The organism is Streptomyces sp. NBC_00190 (assembly GCF_036203305.1).
GTDB lineage: Bacteria > Actinomycetota > Actinomycetes > Streptomycetales > Streptomycetaceae > Streptomyces.
On record NZ_CP108131.1, the window covers coordinates 2339969 to 2355522 of the forward strand.

General features: G+C 71.5%; 13 protein-coding genes. 5 read left to right on the plus strand and 8 right to left on the minus strand.

Translation table 11 applies throughout. The annotated features are described in order from the left end of the window. The 3 genes from hisB to hisD are packed head-to-tail and all read right to left on the minus strand — an operon-like array spanning position 1 to position 3016. Positions 1-594, minus strand: a complete 594-nt coding sequence (gene hisB / locus OG429_RS11445; protein WP_326591415.1) for an imidazoleglycerol-phosphate dehydratase HisB — start codon at positions 592-594, stop codon at positions 1-3. After that, positions 591-1697: a histidinol-phosphate transaminase gene (locus tag OG429_RS11450; RefSeq protein ID WP_328925205.1), complete on the minus strand. Its 1107-nt coding sequence runs from the start codon at positions 1695-1697 to the stop codon at positions 591-593. The genes hisB and OG429_RS11450 overlap by 4 nt, the downstream gene beginning before the upstream one ends. Then, positions 1694-3016, minus strand: a complete 1323-nt coding sequence (gene hisD / locus OG429_RS11455) for a histidinol dehydrogenase (RefSeq protein ID WP_328925206.1) — start codon at positions 3014-3016, stop codon at positions 1694-1696. The genes OG429_RS11450 and hisD overlap by 4 nt, the downstream gene beginning before the upstream one ends. Before the next feature lie 124 nt (positions 3017-3140). Here hisD and OG429_RS11460 point away from each other — a divergent pair, with 124 nt between their 5' ends. Genes OG429_RS11460 through ybaK form a run of 3 tightly spaced genes read left to right on the plus strand, consistent with a single transcriptional unit; the run spans position 3141 to position 6028 of the window. Then, positions 3141-4754 carry an oxidoreductase gene (locus OG429_RS11460; RefSeq protein ID WP_328925207.1) on the plus strand — a complete coding sequence of 538 codons (1614 nt, stop codon included), beginning with the start codon at positions 3141-3143 and terminating at the stop codon, positions 4752-4754. A gap of 44 nt (positions 4755-4798) precedes the next feature. Next, on the plus strand, positions 4799-5536 hold the full coding sequence (locus OG429_RS11465) for an LON peptidase substrate-binding domain-containing protein (RefSeq protein ID WP_328925208.1): 738 nt from the start codon (positions 4799-4801) through the stop codon (positions 5534-5536). Positions 5537-5539: 3 nt separating this feature from the next. Next, positions 5540-6028, plus strand: coding sequence for a Cys-tRNA(Pro) deacylase (ybaK, locus tag OG429_RS11470; protein ID WP_328925209.1), 489 nt, complete (start codon positions 5540-5542; stop codon positions 6026-6028). A gap of 28 nt (positions 6029-6056) precedes the next feature. Here the strand turns inward: ybaK and OG429_RS11475 are convergent, their stop codons facing one another. The 4 genes from OG429_RS11475 to OG429_RS11490 are packed head-to-tail and all read right to left on the minus strand — an operon-like array spanning position 6057 to position 9969. Then, entirely contained in the window at positions 6057-6749 is a 693-nt protein-coding gene (locus tag OG429_RS11475; protein ID WP_328925210.1) for a hypothetical protein, read from the minus strand. Positions 6750-6783: 34 nt separating this feature from the next. Beyond that, the gene (locus tag OG429_RS11480; protein ID WP_405680054.1) at positions 6784-7599 is read right to left on the minus strand and encodes an ABC transporter permease; all 816 of its coding nucleotides are present in this window, start codon (positions 7597-7599) and stop codon (positions 6784-6786) included. After that, a complete protein-coding gene (locus tag OG429_RS11485) occupies positions 7596-8645 on the minus strand; it encodes an ABC transporter ATP-binding protein (RefSeq protein ID WP_405680053.1) in 1050 nt (349 codons plus the stop codon). Before OG429_RS11485 ends, OG429_RS11480 begins: the two co-directional genes overlap by 4 nt. Positions 8646-8673: 28 nt before the next feature. Next, positions 8674-9969 (minus strand): NYN domain-containing protein, encoded by a 1296-nt coding sequence (locus tag OG429_RS11490; protein WP_405680052.1) that lies wholly within the window; start codon positions 9967-9969, stop codon positions 8674-8676. A 222-nt stretch (positions 9970-10191) separates the two neighbouring features. Here OG429_RS11490 and OG429_RS11495 point away from each other — a divergent pair, with 222 nt between their 5' ends. Continuing rightward, on the plus strand, positions 10192-10359 hold the full coding sequence (locus OG429_RS11495; RefSeq protein WP_328925212.1) for a hypothetical protein: 168 nt from the start codon (positions 10192-10194) through the stop codon (positions 10357-10359). A 97-nt stretch (positions 10360-10456) separates the two neighbouring features. Here the strand turns inward: OG429_RS11495 and dnaE are convergent, their stop codons facing one another. Beyond that, positions 10457-13999 (minus strand): DNA polymerase III subunit alpha, encoded by a 3543-nt coding sequence (gene dnaE / locus OG429_RS11500; RefSeq protein ID WP_328925213.1) that lies wholly within the window; start codon positions 13997-13999, stop codon positions 10457-10459. Positions 14000-14190: 191 nt separating this feature from the next. Between dnaE and OG429_RS11505 the strand changes: the two genes are divergently transcribed. After that, positions 14191-15525, plus strand: coding sequence for a DUF2252 domain-containing protein (locus OG429_RS11505; RefSeq protein ID WP_328930234.1), 1335 nt, complete (start codon positions 14191-14193; stop codon positions 15523-15525). Positions 15526-15554: the final 29 nt, after the last annotated feature.

Genomic DNA, 15554 nt, shown 5'->3' on the forward strand with positions numbered 1-15554 from the left:
TTAGAGGGCGCCCTTCGTGGAGGGCAGGATGCCGGCCGCGCGCGGGTCGAACTCGGCCGCGTAGCGCAGGGCGCGCGCGAGCGCCTTGAACTGGCACTCCACGATGTGGTGGGCGTTGCGGCCGTACGGGACGTGGATGTGCAGGGCGATCTGGGCCTGCGCGACGAAGGACTCGAAGATGTGCCGGGTCATCGTCGTGTCGTAGGTGCCGATCATCGGCGCCATGTTCTCGGGCTCGGTGTGCACGAGGTAGGGGCGGCCGGACAGGTCGACGGTGACCTGGGCGAGGGACTCGTCGAGCGGCACGGTGCAGTTGCCGAAGCGGTAGATGCCCACCTTGTCGCCCAGGGCCTGCTTGAAGGCGGCGCCGAGCGCGAGGGCGGTGTCCTCGATGGTGTGGTGGGTGTCGATGTGCAGGTCGCCGTCGGTCTTGACGGTGAGGTCGAAGAGGCCGTGGCGGCCGAGCTGGTCGAGCATGTGGTCGTAGAAGCCCACGCCCGTCGAGACGTCGACCTGGCCGGTGCCGTCGAGGTTTATCTCGACGACGACCGAGGTCTCCTTCGTGGTCCGTTCGACCCGTCCGATGCGGCTCATGCGTGCTGCTCCTTCTTCAGTGCGCGAACCGCTTCCAGGAACGCGTCGTTCTCGGCCGGGGTGCCCGCGGTGACCCGCAGCCAGCCCGGTACGCCGTTGTCCCGGACCAGGACACCCTGGTCGAGGATCTTCTGCCAGGCGGTGTGGGAGTCCTCGAACCTGCCGAACTGGATGAAGTTCGCGTCGGACTCGGTGACCTCGTAGCCGATGGCCCGCAGTTCGACGACCAGCCGGTCCCGCTCGGCCTTGAGCTGCTCGACGTAGCCGAGCAGGGTGTCGGTGTGCTCCAGGGCGGCCAGCGCGGTCGCCTGGGTGACGGCCGACAGGTGGTACGGCAGGCGCACCAGCTGGACGGCGTCGACGACGGCGGGGTGCGCGGCCAGGTATCCCAGGCGCAGTCCGGCGGCGCCGAAGGCCTTGGACATGGTCCGGGAGACCACCAGGTTCGGGCGGCCCTCGATGAGGGGCAGCAGCGAGTCGCGGTGGCTGAACTCCACGTACGCCTCGTCCACGATGACCAGGGACGGCTTGGCCGCCTGCGCGGCCTCGTACAGGGCGAGGACCGTCTCGGCCCCGACCGCCGTGCCCGTGGGGTTGTTGGGCGAGGTGATGAAGACGACGTCGGGGGCGTTCTCGGCGATCGCCTGCTCCGCCGCCTCCACGTCGATCGTGAAGTCGTCCCGGCGCGGGCCGGAGATCCAGCCGGTGCCGGTGCCGCGGGAGATCAGCGCGTGCATCGAGTACGAGGGCTCGAAGCCGATCGCGGTGCGGCCGGGCCCGCCGAAGGTCTGCAGCAGCTGCTGGATGACCTCGTTGGAGCCGTTGGCGGCCCATACGTTCTCCCGCGCGACCGGGTGCTTGGCCGTACGGGTGAGGTAGGCGGCCAGCTGGGTGCGCAGCTCGACCGCGTCCCGGTCGGGGTAGCGGTTGAGGGTGCGGGCGGCGTCGGCGACGCGCTCGGCGATGCGCCGGACCAGCTCCTCGGGCAGCTCGTACGGGTTCTCGTTGGTGTTCAGCTGGACGGGTACGTCGAGCTGGGGGGCGCCGTACGGGGTCTTGCCGCGCAGCTCGTCCCGGATGGGGAGGTCGTCGATTCCGGTCACGCCTGGGGGACCTTCCATCCGAAGCGCGCCTTCAGGGCGGCGCCGTGCGCGGGCAGGTCCTCGGCCTCGGCCAGCGTCACCACGTGGTGGGTGACCTCGGCGAGGGCGTCGCGGGTGTAGTCGACGATGTGGATGCCGCGCAGGAAGGACTGCACGGACAGGCCGGAGGAGTGGCAGGCGCAGCCGCCGGTGGGCAGCACGTGGTTCGACCCGGCGCAGTAGTCGCCGAGCGAGACCGGGGACCACGGGCCGACGAAGATCGCGCCGGCGTTGCGTACGCGGGCGGCCCAGGCGGCGGCGTCGGCCGTCTGGATCTCCAGGTGCTCGGCGCCGTACGCGTCGACGACCTTGAGGCCGTCCTCCAGGCTGTCGACCAGCACGATCGCGGACTGCTTGCCCGCGAGGGCCGGCTTGATCCGGTCGTGGACGTGCTTGGAGGCCGCGACCTGCGGCTCCAGCTCGCGCTCGACGGCGTCCGCGAGCTCGGCGGAGTCCGTGACGAGGACGGCTGCGGCCAGCGGGTCGTGCTCGGCCTGGCTGATCAGGTCGGCGGCCACGTGTACCGGGTCGGCGGTGGAGTCGGCGAGGACCGCGATCTCGGTCGGGCCGGCCTCGGTGTCGATGCCGATCTTCCCGGTGAAGTAGCGCTTCGCGGCGGCGACCCAGATGTTGCCCGGGCCGGTCACCATGTTGACGGGCAGGCAGTCCTCCGTGCCGTACGCGAACATCGCGACGGCCACGGCGCCGCCCGCCGCGTACACCTCGTCCACGCCGAGCAGCGCGCACGCGGCGAGGATCGTCGGGTGCGGCAGGCCGCCGAACTCCTTCTGCGGCGGGGAGGCCAGCGCGATCGACTCGACGCCCGCCTCCTGCGCCGGTACGACGTTCATCACGACGGAGGACGGGTAGACCGAGCGGCCGCCCGGGGCGTACAGCCCCACGCGCTCCACCGGAACCCACTTCTCGGTCACCGTGCCGCCGGGGACCACCTGGGTGGTGTGCTCGGTGCGGCGCTGGTTCCGGTGCACGATCCGGGCGCGCCGGATCGACTCCTCCAGGGCGGCGCGGACGGCCGGGTCGAGCTCGTCGAGGGCGGTCTTGAGCGCCTCGGCAGGCACCCTGACCTGCTCCAGCGTCACCCCGTCGAACTTCTGCGCGTACTCGATCAGCGCCGCCGTGCCACGATGATGGACGTCCTCGCAGATGGGCCGCACCTTGTCCAGGGCAGCTTCTACGTCGAACTCGGCACGGGGCAGCAGATCGCGCAGGGCGCCGCCCTCGGGGAGGGCGTCACCGCGCAGGTCGATACGAGAGATCACCCCCCAATTCTCTCAGACCGTCTCGCGCCACCGTTCGCCCGTATCACTGGCTGATACACGCCCCGGATGTCACAGGCGCCCGTTAGCTTGGATCTACACGTAATGACAGCGGAGGGGGGCCGCCATGACCGAGGCACGCGCGGGTACCGAGGCACTGGTGGGCGAGGAGCCGGCCGACCTCTCCGCCTCCGAGCGCCGCATGTGGACCGCGTACCGCACGGGCAGCATCTGCGACCTGAGCGTCCGCGCCGCCGACCGGGACGATCCGCACGGTCGGCACGTCTGGGGCCCCGAGCGCAGCGTGCGTGCCCGGGTGGTGGCGCTGCTACTGCTCCACGGGCCGCCGCCGGTGCCGGGCCGGGTGGCCTCGCTGAAGCTGCGCGGCGTACGGATCACCGGGCGGCTCGACCTGTCCGGGGGCACGGTGAGCCCGTACGTGGAGCTGCAGTCCTGCAGCTTCGACAGCGAGATCCAGCTGTCCGAGGCCCGTTTCGGCACCCTGCGCCTGGTGAACTGCGCGATCCCCCGGCTGGAGGCGGCCCGCCTGCACACCGAGGGCGATCTGCACATGCCGCGCTGCCGGGTGGCCCGTGGCGTCCGGCTGACCGACGCGCAGATCGGCACCGACCTGCTGATCAGCCAGGCAGTGGTGCAGAAGGACTCCAAGGGCCGGGCGATCGCCGCCGACGGGATGTCGGTGGCGCAGGACTTCCAGGGCGAGCTGCTGGAGACGTACGGCGAGGTGAGCCTGCGCGGCGCGAAGGTCGGCGTGTCGATGAACCTGCGCGGGGCCCGCCTGCGCAACCCGAACGGGCGGTACGCGCTGAACGCGCCGCAGCTGACCGTCGAGCGGACCCTGTACCTGACCTCGATCGCCCTGGACTACGTCCCCGGGTCGAACTCCTCCACTCCCCCGTACGGACTGGGGCTGACGCCGACGCGCGGTCAGCCCTCGCAGCGCTTCGAGTGCCGGGGCGGGCTGCGGATGGACGACGGCCGCTTCGGTGACGCCATCGACTTCTACGGGGCGCGCTTCGTGCTCACCGACGAGCAGGAGATATCCCTGCGCCGGATCCAGACCCCCGAGTTCCGCTTCGTCGGCGAGCGGCCGGAGCACGGCCGGGTCGTGGTGTCGGGGTCCAAGGTGGTCAAGCTCGTCGACACCTCCACCAGCTGGCCGGGGCCGGGCGGGGTGTCGATCGAGGGCTTCGTCTACGAGAACCTCGCCCCCCGGGGCCACTTCCCCCTCGCCCGCCGGCTGGCGTGGGTGGAGGCGGCCACGCCCGAGTACTCGCCGGAGCCGTACGAGCGGCTGGCCGCCGTACTGCGGGCCAGCGGTGAGGACGCGGACGCCCGCGAGGTGCTGCTGGCCAAGCAGCGCCGCCGCCGGGCCACCCTGCCTCCCGCGGCCAAGGCCTGGGGCTACGTCCAGGACTGGACGGTGGTCTACGGGTACCGCCCGGGCCGGGCCGCGCTGTGGATGCTGGTCCTGTGGGCGGCGGGCGCACTGCTGTTCTCCCGGCACCAGCCGCCCCCGATCAAGGCGGACGAACATCCGACGTGGGATGCCGCCCTGTACGCCCTGGACCTCCTGCTCCCGGTGATCGACCTGGGCCAGCAGGGCCAGTGGAAGGTGGAGGGCGGCTGGCAGTGGGCGGCGGCGGCGCTGGTCCTGCTGGGATGGATCCTGGCCACCACGGTGGCGGCGGGCGCCTCAAGGCTGCTGCGGCGGGGGTGACGGGGGATAGGGCGGGTCGGCCCTCGGCCATTACCCTGTGCCTCGTGACCACCGTTCGTCTGCCCCTCTTTCCCCTGAACTCGGTGCTGTTCCCGGGACTCGTCCTCCCGCTGAACATCTTCGAGGAGCGTTATCGCGCCATGATGCGCGAGCTGCTGAAGACGAGCGAGGACGAGCCGCGCCGTTTCGCGGTCGTCGCCATCCGCGACGGCCGCGAGGTCGCCCCGACCGCGCCCGGCCTGCCCGACCAGACGGCCCTGCCCGAGCGCGGCCCCGCCGCGGGCTTCGGCCCGGACCCGGTCCAGGCCTTCCACCGCGTGGGCTGCATCGCGGACGCGGCGACGATCCGGGAGCGGGAGGACGGCAGCTACGAGGTCCTCGCGACGGGCACCTCACGGGTCCGGCTGATCTCGGTCGACGCCTCGGGCCCCTTCCTCACCGCGGAGCTGGAAGAGCTCCCGGAGGAGGCGGGCGAGGGCGCCGGGGCCCTGGCCGAAGGGGTGCTGCGGGCTTTCCGCACCTACCAGAAGCGGCTGGCCGGAGCCCGCGAGCGGTCCCTGACCGGCGCGGAACTCCCCGACGAGCCGTCGGTGGTCTCGTACCTGGTGGCAGCGGCGGCGGTGCTGGACATCCCGGCGAAGCAGCGGCTGCTCCAGGCCCCGGACACGGCGACCCGCCTGGCGGAGGAGCTGAAGCTGCTGCGCGCGGAGACCGCGGTGATCCGCCACCTCCCCTCGCTGCCCGCGGTGGACCTGACCCGTACCCCGACGAGCCCGAACTGACCGATGGCGAAGAAGAAACCGGCCGGGACCCCGGCGATCGTGGCCCTCACCGCGGCGGGCGCCGAGTTCACCACGCACGCCTACGAACACGACCCGGCGCATCCCTCGTACGGCGAGGAAGCCGCCTCGGCGATGGGCGTCTCGCCCGACCGGGTCTTCAAGACGCTCGTCGCGGAGGTGGACGGAGTCCTGACGGTGGCGGTGGTCCCGGTCTCGGGCTCGCTGGACCTGAAGGCCCTCGCCTCGGCGGTGGGCGGCAAGCGGGCGGTGATGGCCGATCCCGCACTGGCGGAGCGCACGACGGGCTACGTCCTGGGCGGCATCTCCCCGCTCGGCCAGCGCAAGCGCCTGCGCACGGTGATCGACGCCTCGGCCCGCAACCACCCGACCATCTGCTGCTCGGCGGGCCGCCGCGGCCTGGAGGTCGAGCTCTCCCCGTCGGCCCTGACCACCTTGACCGGGGCCACGCTGGCCCCCATCGCCCGCCCGTAGCGTCCGCGGAGCCCGGGGGCGCGGCGGGTCAGGTGCGCGGCGGGTTCGGGGCCTGCGGATCGGGGGCCGGCGGGTTCGGGGCCTGCGGATCGGGAGCCTGTGGGTCGGCGTGGACGTGCGGCGGCGGGTAGACGGCCCAGGCGGGCTCCGGGTCCGGGTCCCGCGGGGACCAGAGGGCGGTCAGGCCCAGGTGCACCAGGACGGCCGTCATCGGCCAGACCAGCAGCACCCCGTGTGCCAGCATCTGCAGCGGCGCGTCGAACGGGACGCCCTTCCCCGCCTTCAGCGCCGCGGCCAGCAGGTCCGAGGACGGCCCCAGCCACAGCCCGAACCGCCACCCCACCAGCGCGGCGAAGAGGGACCCGAGCCCGAGCCCGATCACCAGCGGCACACCGCCGGCCCGGCGCCACAGGAAGACACCGACGGCACTCAGGACGCCCAGCCCCACGGACAGCAGGAAGAAGGTCCCGTCGGCCCCGATCCGCGCCTCGCTCTCGCTGTTGCGCAGGAACACCGCCTCCCCGTTGGAGACGTACTGCACCCGCGGCGCCAGCCACATCCACAGCAGTCCGAGGAGCAGGCCCGCCACCCCGACCGCCAGGGCGACGACGGCCCCGTCCCGGATGTCCTGCGGGGTGATGGCCGCGTCGGCGGCCCCCGGCTTCTCGGGCGGGAGCGAGGGCGGGTCGAAAGGAGACGGCGGGGTCACGGCTTCGGTCACCCCCACATCGTGCCAGGTGCGTCCGCCGTCGGCGTCAGCGGACCGCCGCCCGCCGGTACGCCCACGTGGCGACGGCCAGCGACAGGACCCCGACGGCCCCGCACACGCCGAGGTCGAAGGCGACCGCGGACCAGTCCGGATCCGGGGCGAAGGTCCGCGCGAACGCCTCCACCCCGTAGGTGGAGGGCAGCAGGTCCCGCGCCCACACGATCACCTCCGGCATCCGCTCGGGCGGCAGCACTCCCAGCAGCAGCGCCGCCGACATGCCGAGCTGCCCGGCCAGCGTGGCCAGCTCCTGTCGCGGCGCCAGCAGCCCCAGCGCCGCGCCGAGTCCGGCCAGCGCGGCCCCGGCGAGCGGCACCACCGCGGCCAGGATCCACAGCCCGCCCATCGGCAGCCCGAAGAGCACGGACCCGAAGACGGCGGTGACCAGGGTCCCCGGCAGCGTGAAGGAGGCGTACGCGGAGGCCGCGCCCAGCACCACCGACGCGGGCGGCACCGGCAGGGTGGCGTAGTGGTCGAGGCCGCCGCCCGCCCGCAGCTGCCCGAAGTACTGCGCGAGCAGGTTCAGCGCGACGAAGGCCACGACGAGGACGGAGGAGCCGGCCACGACGGCCCGGGCCTCGGAGCCCCCGTCCACCACGCCCCGCATCAGGATCATGATCCCGACGGACTGGAAGGTGGCCACGAACAGCAGCGGGATCCGCGCCACCCGGGCCCGGGACAGCTGCGCCCGGTACACGGCGGCCAGCGCGGGGAAGAACCGCGCCTTCGGAGCCAGCTCGGCGGGAGCACATGCGGAGCCCGTGGCGTCCACGGCACCCGCGGTGCCCACGGCAGCGGTAGTCACGACTTGACCAGACCCTTCATCCGCCCGCCCAGCGCCAGGTAGACGTCCTCCAGGCTCGGCGTCGCCAGCGTGAAATCGTCGAGGGCGGCGAAGGCCGGCCCCCCGGTGACGGCGGCCACCGCGGCGCGCGCCTCCTCGGGCGGCAGCCGCAGCACCCAGCGGCGCCCGGACTCGGTGGCCAGCGGGGCGAGCGCCGCGACCTCGGGCACCTCCAGCGGCGGGGCGGACCGCCACACCAGCTCCAGCCGGACCTCGCCCGAGACCTTGGCCTTCAGTCCGGCCGGGGTGTCGCAGGCGATGACCTTGCCCTGGTCGATGACGGCGACGCGGTCGAGGACCGTCTCGGCCTCGATGACGTTGTGGGTGACGAGCAGGACGGTGGCGCCGTGCCGCTCGCGCCGCCGGTCCACGGCGGACCACACCGCGCGGCGGGCCACCGGGTCCATGCCGGTGGTCGGCTCGTCGAGGACCAGTACCGGCCGCTCCCCCACCAGCGCGGCGGCGAAGCAGGCCAGGCGCCGCTGTCCGCCGGAAAGTTTCTTCAGGGGCCGCCCGGCGATGGCGGTCAGCCCGAGCTCCTCCAGTACGGCGTCGCGCGCCGCCCGCGCCGCCCGCGCGTCGAGCCCGCGCAGCCGGCCGGTGGTCTCGGCGGCCAGCGACACGGTGAGCTCGTCCAACGCGGTGGACTCCTGCCCCAGGTAGGCGAGCAGCCGCGCCGCACGCCCGGGGTGGCGTACGAGGTCGTGGCCGAGCAGGGTCACGCTGCCCGCGTCGGGGCGCATCAGCCCGGTGAGCTGGCGGACCAGGGTGGACTTGCCGGCGCCGTTGGGGCCGAGCAGACCGAAGATCTCGCCGCGCCGGACGTCCAGGGACACGCCGTCGTTGGCACGGGTCTCGGGCAGGGCCGGAGCCCCGCGCCGGCCCCGTACGGCGGGATACGTCTTGACCAGGTCACGCACGGCGCAGACGACGTCGGAGGCCGCTGCCGCTGTCGCCGACGACTCCGGCGTCCCGCGGGGTCCTGCCTGTGCTGTGCCCGTACTCACGAGGGAGCAGCCTACGCGGCTCCCGCCCCTACTCGGCCGCCGGGGTCGACGGCGCGGCCGCGCCCAGGGGCGGTGATCCCGGCGCCGCGGCCGGTACGGCGGCCACGTGTTCGGCGGCCGCCCGGACGTCGATCTCCCGCCAGAACCCGGCGCGGATGGCGTACCGGTCGTGCTCGTCGATCTGGTCGTCCTTGTGCGCGAGCAGCCCGAACCGGGCGGCGTAGCGCAGCAGCTCCCCGTCGATCCGGTGCGGGATGCGCGGGTACATCGTGGCCAGCTTTTGCAGGTGGACGGTCTCCGGGAGCCGCTCCATCCAGCGCCGGGCGAACACCTGTCCCACCTCGAACGGGTCGCCGCCGACGGTGGTGATGTCCTCCTCCCGGTCGGCCCAGCGCTGCTCGGCGCTGGTGAGCTGGGCGAGGGTGGGCAGCGAGGCGGTCTCGGCGGGTTCGCCGAGCGGTCCGGCGCGGTCGATCCAGCCCTTGTCGGAGGACCAGCGCAGGGCGCTGCCGGCGGGGGGCTGGCTCCCGTTGGAGCCGGGCGCGGCCTGCTGCCCGGGTGCGCGCAGCGAGCCGGCGAGGTCCTTGGGCGTGGGCACGGCCCGGCCCCCGGGGGTGGCGGGCGCGGGTACGGGGACCCCGTCGGCCTCGTCCTCCCGGGCGTCGGCGGAGCCGTTGCGGGCGGCTTCGGCGAGCGCCGCCTCGGGCAGCGGGGCGGAGAGGATGGCGGCGATGTCGGGGCGCGGGGCCGGCGGCGGGGAGCACAGCCCGGTGAGGTCCTTGGCGCGGACGGCCCGGGTGATCCAGGCCCGGTCGAGGACGCGGCGTTCGTCGGCCTCCGCGACGAGGTCCTCGGACTGGTTGTAGTCCCCGTCGGCGGCCTGTACGGCCCACAGGTGGACGGCGACCCCGTGCTCCTTGGCGGACATCAGGCCGGGCAGCAGGTCTCCGTCGCCGGTCACCAGGACCACGTCGGAGCAGGCGCGGTTGCGGGCCAGCTCGGTGAGTTCCGCGTGCATGGCGGCGTCGACGCCCTTCTGCGCCCAGCGGCCGTCGCTGCGGGTCAGGGCGCCGAGCCGGACGGTGACGCGGGGCATGACGCGCAGCCGCCGGTGCTCGGGCTGGGGCACCCGGTCGGGTGCGCCGTCGAACCAGTAGATGCGCAGCAGGGGCTGCTCGGTATCCGCTTCGGCGCGCTCACGCAGGCCCTGGATGAGGGCGGCGTGGTCGACGGTGATGCGGGATCGGGAGGGCTCTCCTGCGAGAAGGCTCGCGGCGGCGCCCAGCAGATAGCCGGCGTCCACCAGGACGACGCAGCGGTCCACGCGTACCACCCTCTTCCCTGGGGGTCCTCGATAGGTTTTCCCCGAGTCTGCCCGACCGCAAGGGTGTTGACGGCCGGAACTCGATCATCGGCGTGGCGGATCTCACAGGCGGGAAGGGGACGGACTCCGACTACGCGCGGTAATGATCCAAAATGCGCGGTTTCTGGCGTTGTGTGAGTGTGAAGGCGGTCCTGGCCCCTAGACCCTCACGGAGGCTCCACCATGGCCAAGAACAAGCAGCAGAAGCAGCCGAAGCAGCAGCAGACCCGTTCGTCCGCGTCGGACCCGTCGCGGAGCTCCTCGGGATCCTCGCCCGAGTCGACCTCGCAGGCGCCGAGTCCGATGGACATGGCCCACAAGAGCAAGACGAAGAAGTTCGGCCACAACTGACGCCTTCGCGTCCCGTGACCGGAAAAGGGCCTGCCCGGCGGCGCCGGGCAGGCCCTTCCGTACGCGGTGCGACCCCGCCTACCTGCCTCGTCCGGCCCTATCCGGCCAGGCAGGACGGGCCGAGCAGCACCTTGAGGTCGCCGAAGAGGGCGGGGTCGGGCTGCACCCGGTGGCGGTCGAGGCGCAGCACGGTGGTGGTCCGCGGCCCCTGGAGCTTGATCCGTACCTCGGTGTTGCCCTTGTGGTGGCGCAGGATCTCCCCCAGTCGGGTCACCATCGGCGGCGTGACCTTGACGGTGGGGATGGTGAGGACCACGGGGGCGTTGGTGCCGGCCGAGGAGAGGTCGGGGACCATCATCTCCATGGCGACCAGACGGGGGACGTCCTCGCGCTTGTCGAGGCGGCCCTTGACGAAGACGACGGTGTCCTCGACCAGCTGGGTGGAGACGAGCTGGTAGGTCGCGGGGAAGAACATGCACTCGATGGAGCCGGCGAGGTCCTCGACGGTGGCGATGGCCCAGGCGTTGCCCTGCTTGGTCATCTTGCGCTGGAGGCCCGAGATGATGCCGCCGATGGTGACGACGGCGCCGTCCGAGTGCTCACCGCCGGTCAGCTGGGAGATCCCGGCGTCCGTCTTGTCGGAGAGGACGTGCTCCAGGCCGAAGAGCGGGTGGTCGGAGACGTAGAGACCCAGCATCTCGCGCTCCTGGGCGAGCAGGTAGGACTTCTCCCACTCGACGTCGGAGAATTCGACGTCGAGACCGAAGCCCGGCTCGTCGCTCGCGCCCTCGTCGCCCATTCCGCCGAACAGGTCGAACTGGCCCTCGGCCTCCTTGCGCTTCACGGCGACCACGTTGTCGATCATCGACTCGTGGTGTGCGACCAGGCCCTTGCGGGTGTGGCCCATCTCGTCGAAGGCCCCGGCCTTGATCAGCGACTCGACGGTCCGCTTGTTGCAGACGACGGCCTCGACCTTGTCCAGGAAGTCGGGGAAGGTCGAGTACTTCCCCTTGCCCTTCCTGGTCTTGATGATCGACTCCACGACGTTCTGGCCCACGTTGCGCACCGCGGTGAGGCCGAAGAGGATCACGTCGTCGCCCTGGGCGGCGAAGTTCGGCTCCGACTCGTTCACGTTCGGAGGGAGCACCTTGATGCCCATCCGGCGGCACTCGTTCAGGTAGATCGCGGACTTGTCCTTGTCGTCCTTGACCGAGGTGAGCAGGCCGGCCATGTACTCGGCCGGGAAGTTCGCCTTGAGATAGGCGGTCCAGTAGGAGACCAGGCCGTACGCGGCCGAGTGGGCCTTGTTGAAGGCGTAGCCGGCGAAGGGGACCAGCACGTCCCACAGGGCCTGGATCGCCTTGTCGGAGTAGCCGTTCTTCTTCGCGCCCTCCTGGAAGATGACGAAGTTCTTCGCCAGCTCCTCGGGCTTCTTCTTGCCCATCACGCGGCGCAGGATGTCGGCCTCGCCCAGCGAGTACCCGGCGATGATCTGGGCGGCCTTCTGCACCTGCTCCTGGTAGACGATCAGACCGTAGGTGACCGCGAGCACCTCTTCGAGGGGCTCCTCCAGCTCCGGGTGGATCGGGGTGATCTCCTGCTGCTTGTTCTTGCGCAGGGCGTAGTTCGTGTGCGAGTTCATGCCCATCGGGCCCGGCCGGTACAGGGCCGAGACGGCGGAGATGTCCTCGAAGTTGTCGGGCTTCATCAGGCGCAGCAGCGAGCGCATGGGGCCGCCGTCGAACTGGAAGACGCCGAGGGTGTCACCGCGGCCGAGCAGTTCGAAGGTCTTGGGGTCGTCGAGCGGCAGGGCCAGGAGATCGATGTCGATCCCCTTGTTGGCCTTCACCATCTTGACGGCGTCGTCCATGATCGTGAGGTTGCGCAGGCCCAGGAAGTCCATCTTCAGCAGGCCGAGCGACTCGCAGCTCGGGTAGTCCCACTGGGTGATGGTGACGCCGTCGGTGTGCCGCACCCAGACGGGTACGTGGTCGGTGATCGTCTCGCTGGACATGATCACGCCGGCGGCGTGCACGCCCATCTGGCGGACCAGGCCCTCCACACCGCGGGCGGTGTCGATGACCTTCTTCACGTCCGGCTCGTTCTCGTACATCCCGCGGATCTCGCCGGCCTCGCCGTAGCGGGGGTGCTGCGGGTCGAGGATGCCGGAGAGCGGGATGCCCTTGCCGAGGACGTCGGCGGGCATCGCCTTGGTGAGCCGGTCGCCCATGGCGTACGGGTAGCCCAGGACGCGCGCCGAGTCCTTGATCGCGTTCTTGGCCTTGATCGTGCCGTAGGTGCCGATCATGGCGACCTTGTCGGCGCCGTACTTCTCGGTCACGTACCGGATCACCTCGACGCGCCGACGCTCGTCGAAGTCGATGTCGACATCGGGCATGGAGACGCGCTCGGGGTTCAGGAAGCGCTCGAAGATCAGGCCGTGGGTGAGCGGGTCGAGGTCGGTGATGCCCATGGCGTACGCGACGATCGAGCCGGCCGCGGAGCCTCGGCCCGGGCCGACCGCGATGCCCTGGTTCTTGGCCCACATGATGAAGTCGGCGACCACGAGGAAGTAGCCGGGGAAGCCCATCGAGATGATCGTGTCCATCTCGTACTCGGCCTGCTTCATCCGGTCGTCCGGAATGCCTCCCGGGTAGCGGCGGTGCATGCCGCGCATGGTCTCCTCGCGGAACCAGGTGACCTCGGTGTAGCCGTCCGGGATGTCGAACTTCGGCATCAGGTTCCGGAACTTGAACATGCCCTCGGTGTCGATCTGGTCCGCGACCAGCCGCGTGTTGGCGCAGCCCTCCTGCCAGGCGTCCGAGGAGTCGATGGCGTACATCTCGTCCGTGGACTTCAGGTAGTAGCCGGTTCCGTCGAAGCGGAAGCGGTCCGGGTCCGAGAGGTTCTTGCCGGTCTGGATGCAGAGCAGGGCGTCGTGGGCGCCGGCCTCGCTCGCGTACGTGTAGTGCGAGTCGTTCGTCACGAGCGGCGGGATGCCGAGCTTCTTGCCGATCTCCAGCAGCCCGTCGCGGACCCGGCGCTCGATCTCGATGCCGTGGTCCATCAGCTCCAGGAAGTAGCGCCCCTCGCCGAAGATGTCCTTGTAGTCGGAGGCGGCCTGCACGGCCTCGTCGAACTGGCCGAGCCGCAGCCTGGTCTGCACCTCGCCGGACGGGCAGCCGGTGGAGGCGATCAGGCCCTCGGACCACTTGGAGATGGTCTCCTTGTCCATCCGCGGCCACTTCGTGAGCCAGCCCTCGGCGTAGGCGTCGGAGGACAGCCGGAAGATGTTGTGCAGACCGGTGGCGTTCGACGCCCAGATCGTCTTGTGGGTGTAACCGCCGGAACCGGAGACGTCGTCCCGCTTCTGGTGCGGCTGGCCCCACTGGATGCGCCGCTTGTTGCGCCGGGACTCGGGGGCGACGTACGCCTCGATGCCGATGATCGGCGTGATCCCGGCCTTCTGGGCGGTGTGGAAGAAGTCGTAGGCCCCGTGGAGGTTGCCGTGGTCGGACATGGCGATGTGCGTCATGCCCATCTCGTTGCACGCGTTGAACATGTCCTTCAGCCGCGCGGCACCGTCCAGCAGCGAGTACTGGGTGTGGACGTGCAGGTGCGTGAACGGCGGCTTGGTCACGGTGGGAGTCCTCCGGGGGGAGAGAGGGGCGGCAGCTCTGAATCCTACGTCTCCCGGGTGACACATCCGGGGCACCGACCGGTACCTTCATCCGTTGCAGAGCCAGAGGGGAAGGACACCCGTCCGAGCCCCTCCGGATCAGATACGTGATCGGCAAGCGATCCACCCCGCACCACCAGGAGGCACCGGCCATGGCGGTTCCCGAGACGACCGACGAGCAGCGCGCCGAGCAGATACTCGACGTCTTCGACACCGCGTTCGGTGAGCTCCTCGCCGCCGACCCCGCTGCCTTCCAGGTCAAATTCCGGAAGATGGCGGCCTCCGCCTTCGCCTTCTACCGGGGCACGGCCTGCCTCTTCTACGCGGACCTGGAGCGCGACCGCCACGGCGGCCCGTACCTGGACGAGCGCACCGGCCGGGTGTGGATCCACGGCGATCTCCACGCGGAGAACTTCGGCACGTACATGGACTCGAACGGCCGCCTCGTCTTCAACGTCAACGACTTCGACGAGGCCTACGTCGGCCCCTTCACCTGGGACCTCAAGCGGTTCGCCGCCTCCGTCGCCCTGATCGGCTACACCAAGGCGTTCAGCGACGACCAGATCAGCGAGCTGGTGCGGGTCTACGCGGGCGCCTACCGGGAGCGGATCCACCACCTGGCCGCCGGGTCCAAGGACTACGACACGGCGGACCTGTCCTCCTTCACCCTCGACACGGCCGAGGGCCCGCTGCTGGACGCGCTGCGCTCGGCCCGCGCCCGCACCCGCTTCTCGCTCCTGGACTCGATGACGGAGATCCGCGACTTCGAGCGCCGCTTCACCCCGGGCCCCGGCACCATCGAACTGGACGCGGCCACCCGCTACAAGGTGCTCGCCGCCTTCGACGGGTACCTGGAGACCCTGCCCGACGAGTCCCTCGTACGGCCCGACTCCTACCGGGTCAAGGACGTCGTGGGCCGCCGTGGCGTCGGCATCGGCTCGGCCGGCCTGCCCTCGTACAACATCCTGCTGGAGGGGCACAGCGACGCCCTGGAGAACGACGTCGTGATCTACCTCAAGCAGGCGCAGACCCCGGCGGTCTCCCGGCACATCACCGACCGGGCGGTGCGGGAGTACTTCCAGCACGAGGGGCACCGCACGGTGATCTCCCAGCGGGCGCTCCAGGCGCATGCCGACCCGTGGCTGGGCTGGACCGAGCTGGACGGCTCGGGTCAGCTGGTGGCGGAGGTCTCCCCGTACGCGGTGGACCTGGACTGGTCGGACCTGGACGACCCGGAGGAGATCGCCGCCGTCGTCGCGGACCTCGGCCGGGCCACGGCGACCATGCACTCGGCGGCGGACGAGGCCGAGAGCGGCCACTCGCTGGTCCCCTTCTCCACCGAGCGGGCCATCGACGCGGCCATCGCGGCCGACGAGGAGGGCTTCGCCCGGCTGCTCGTGGACTTCGCCCACGCGTACGGGGCCCGGGCGCGCGCCGACCACCAGATCTTCGTGGACCTCTTCCGCAACGGCCGGCTCACGCCGTAAGGGCGGCGCAATTCAGGCCGGAACGGGAC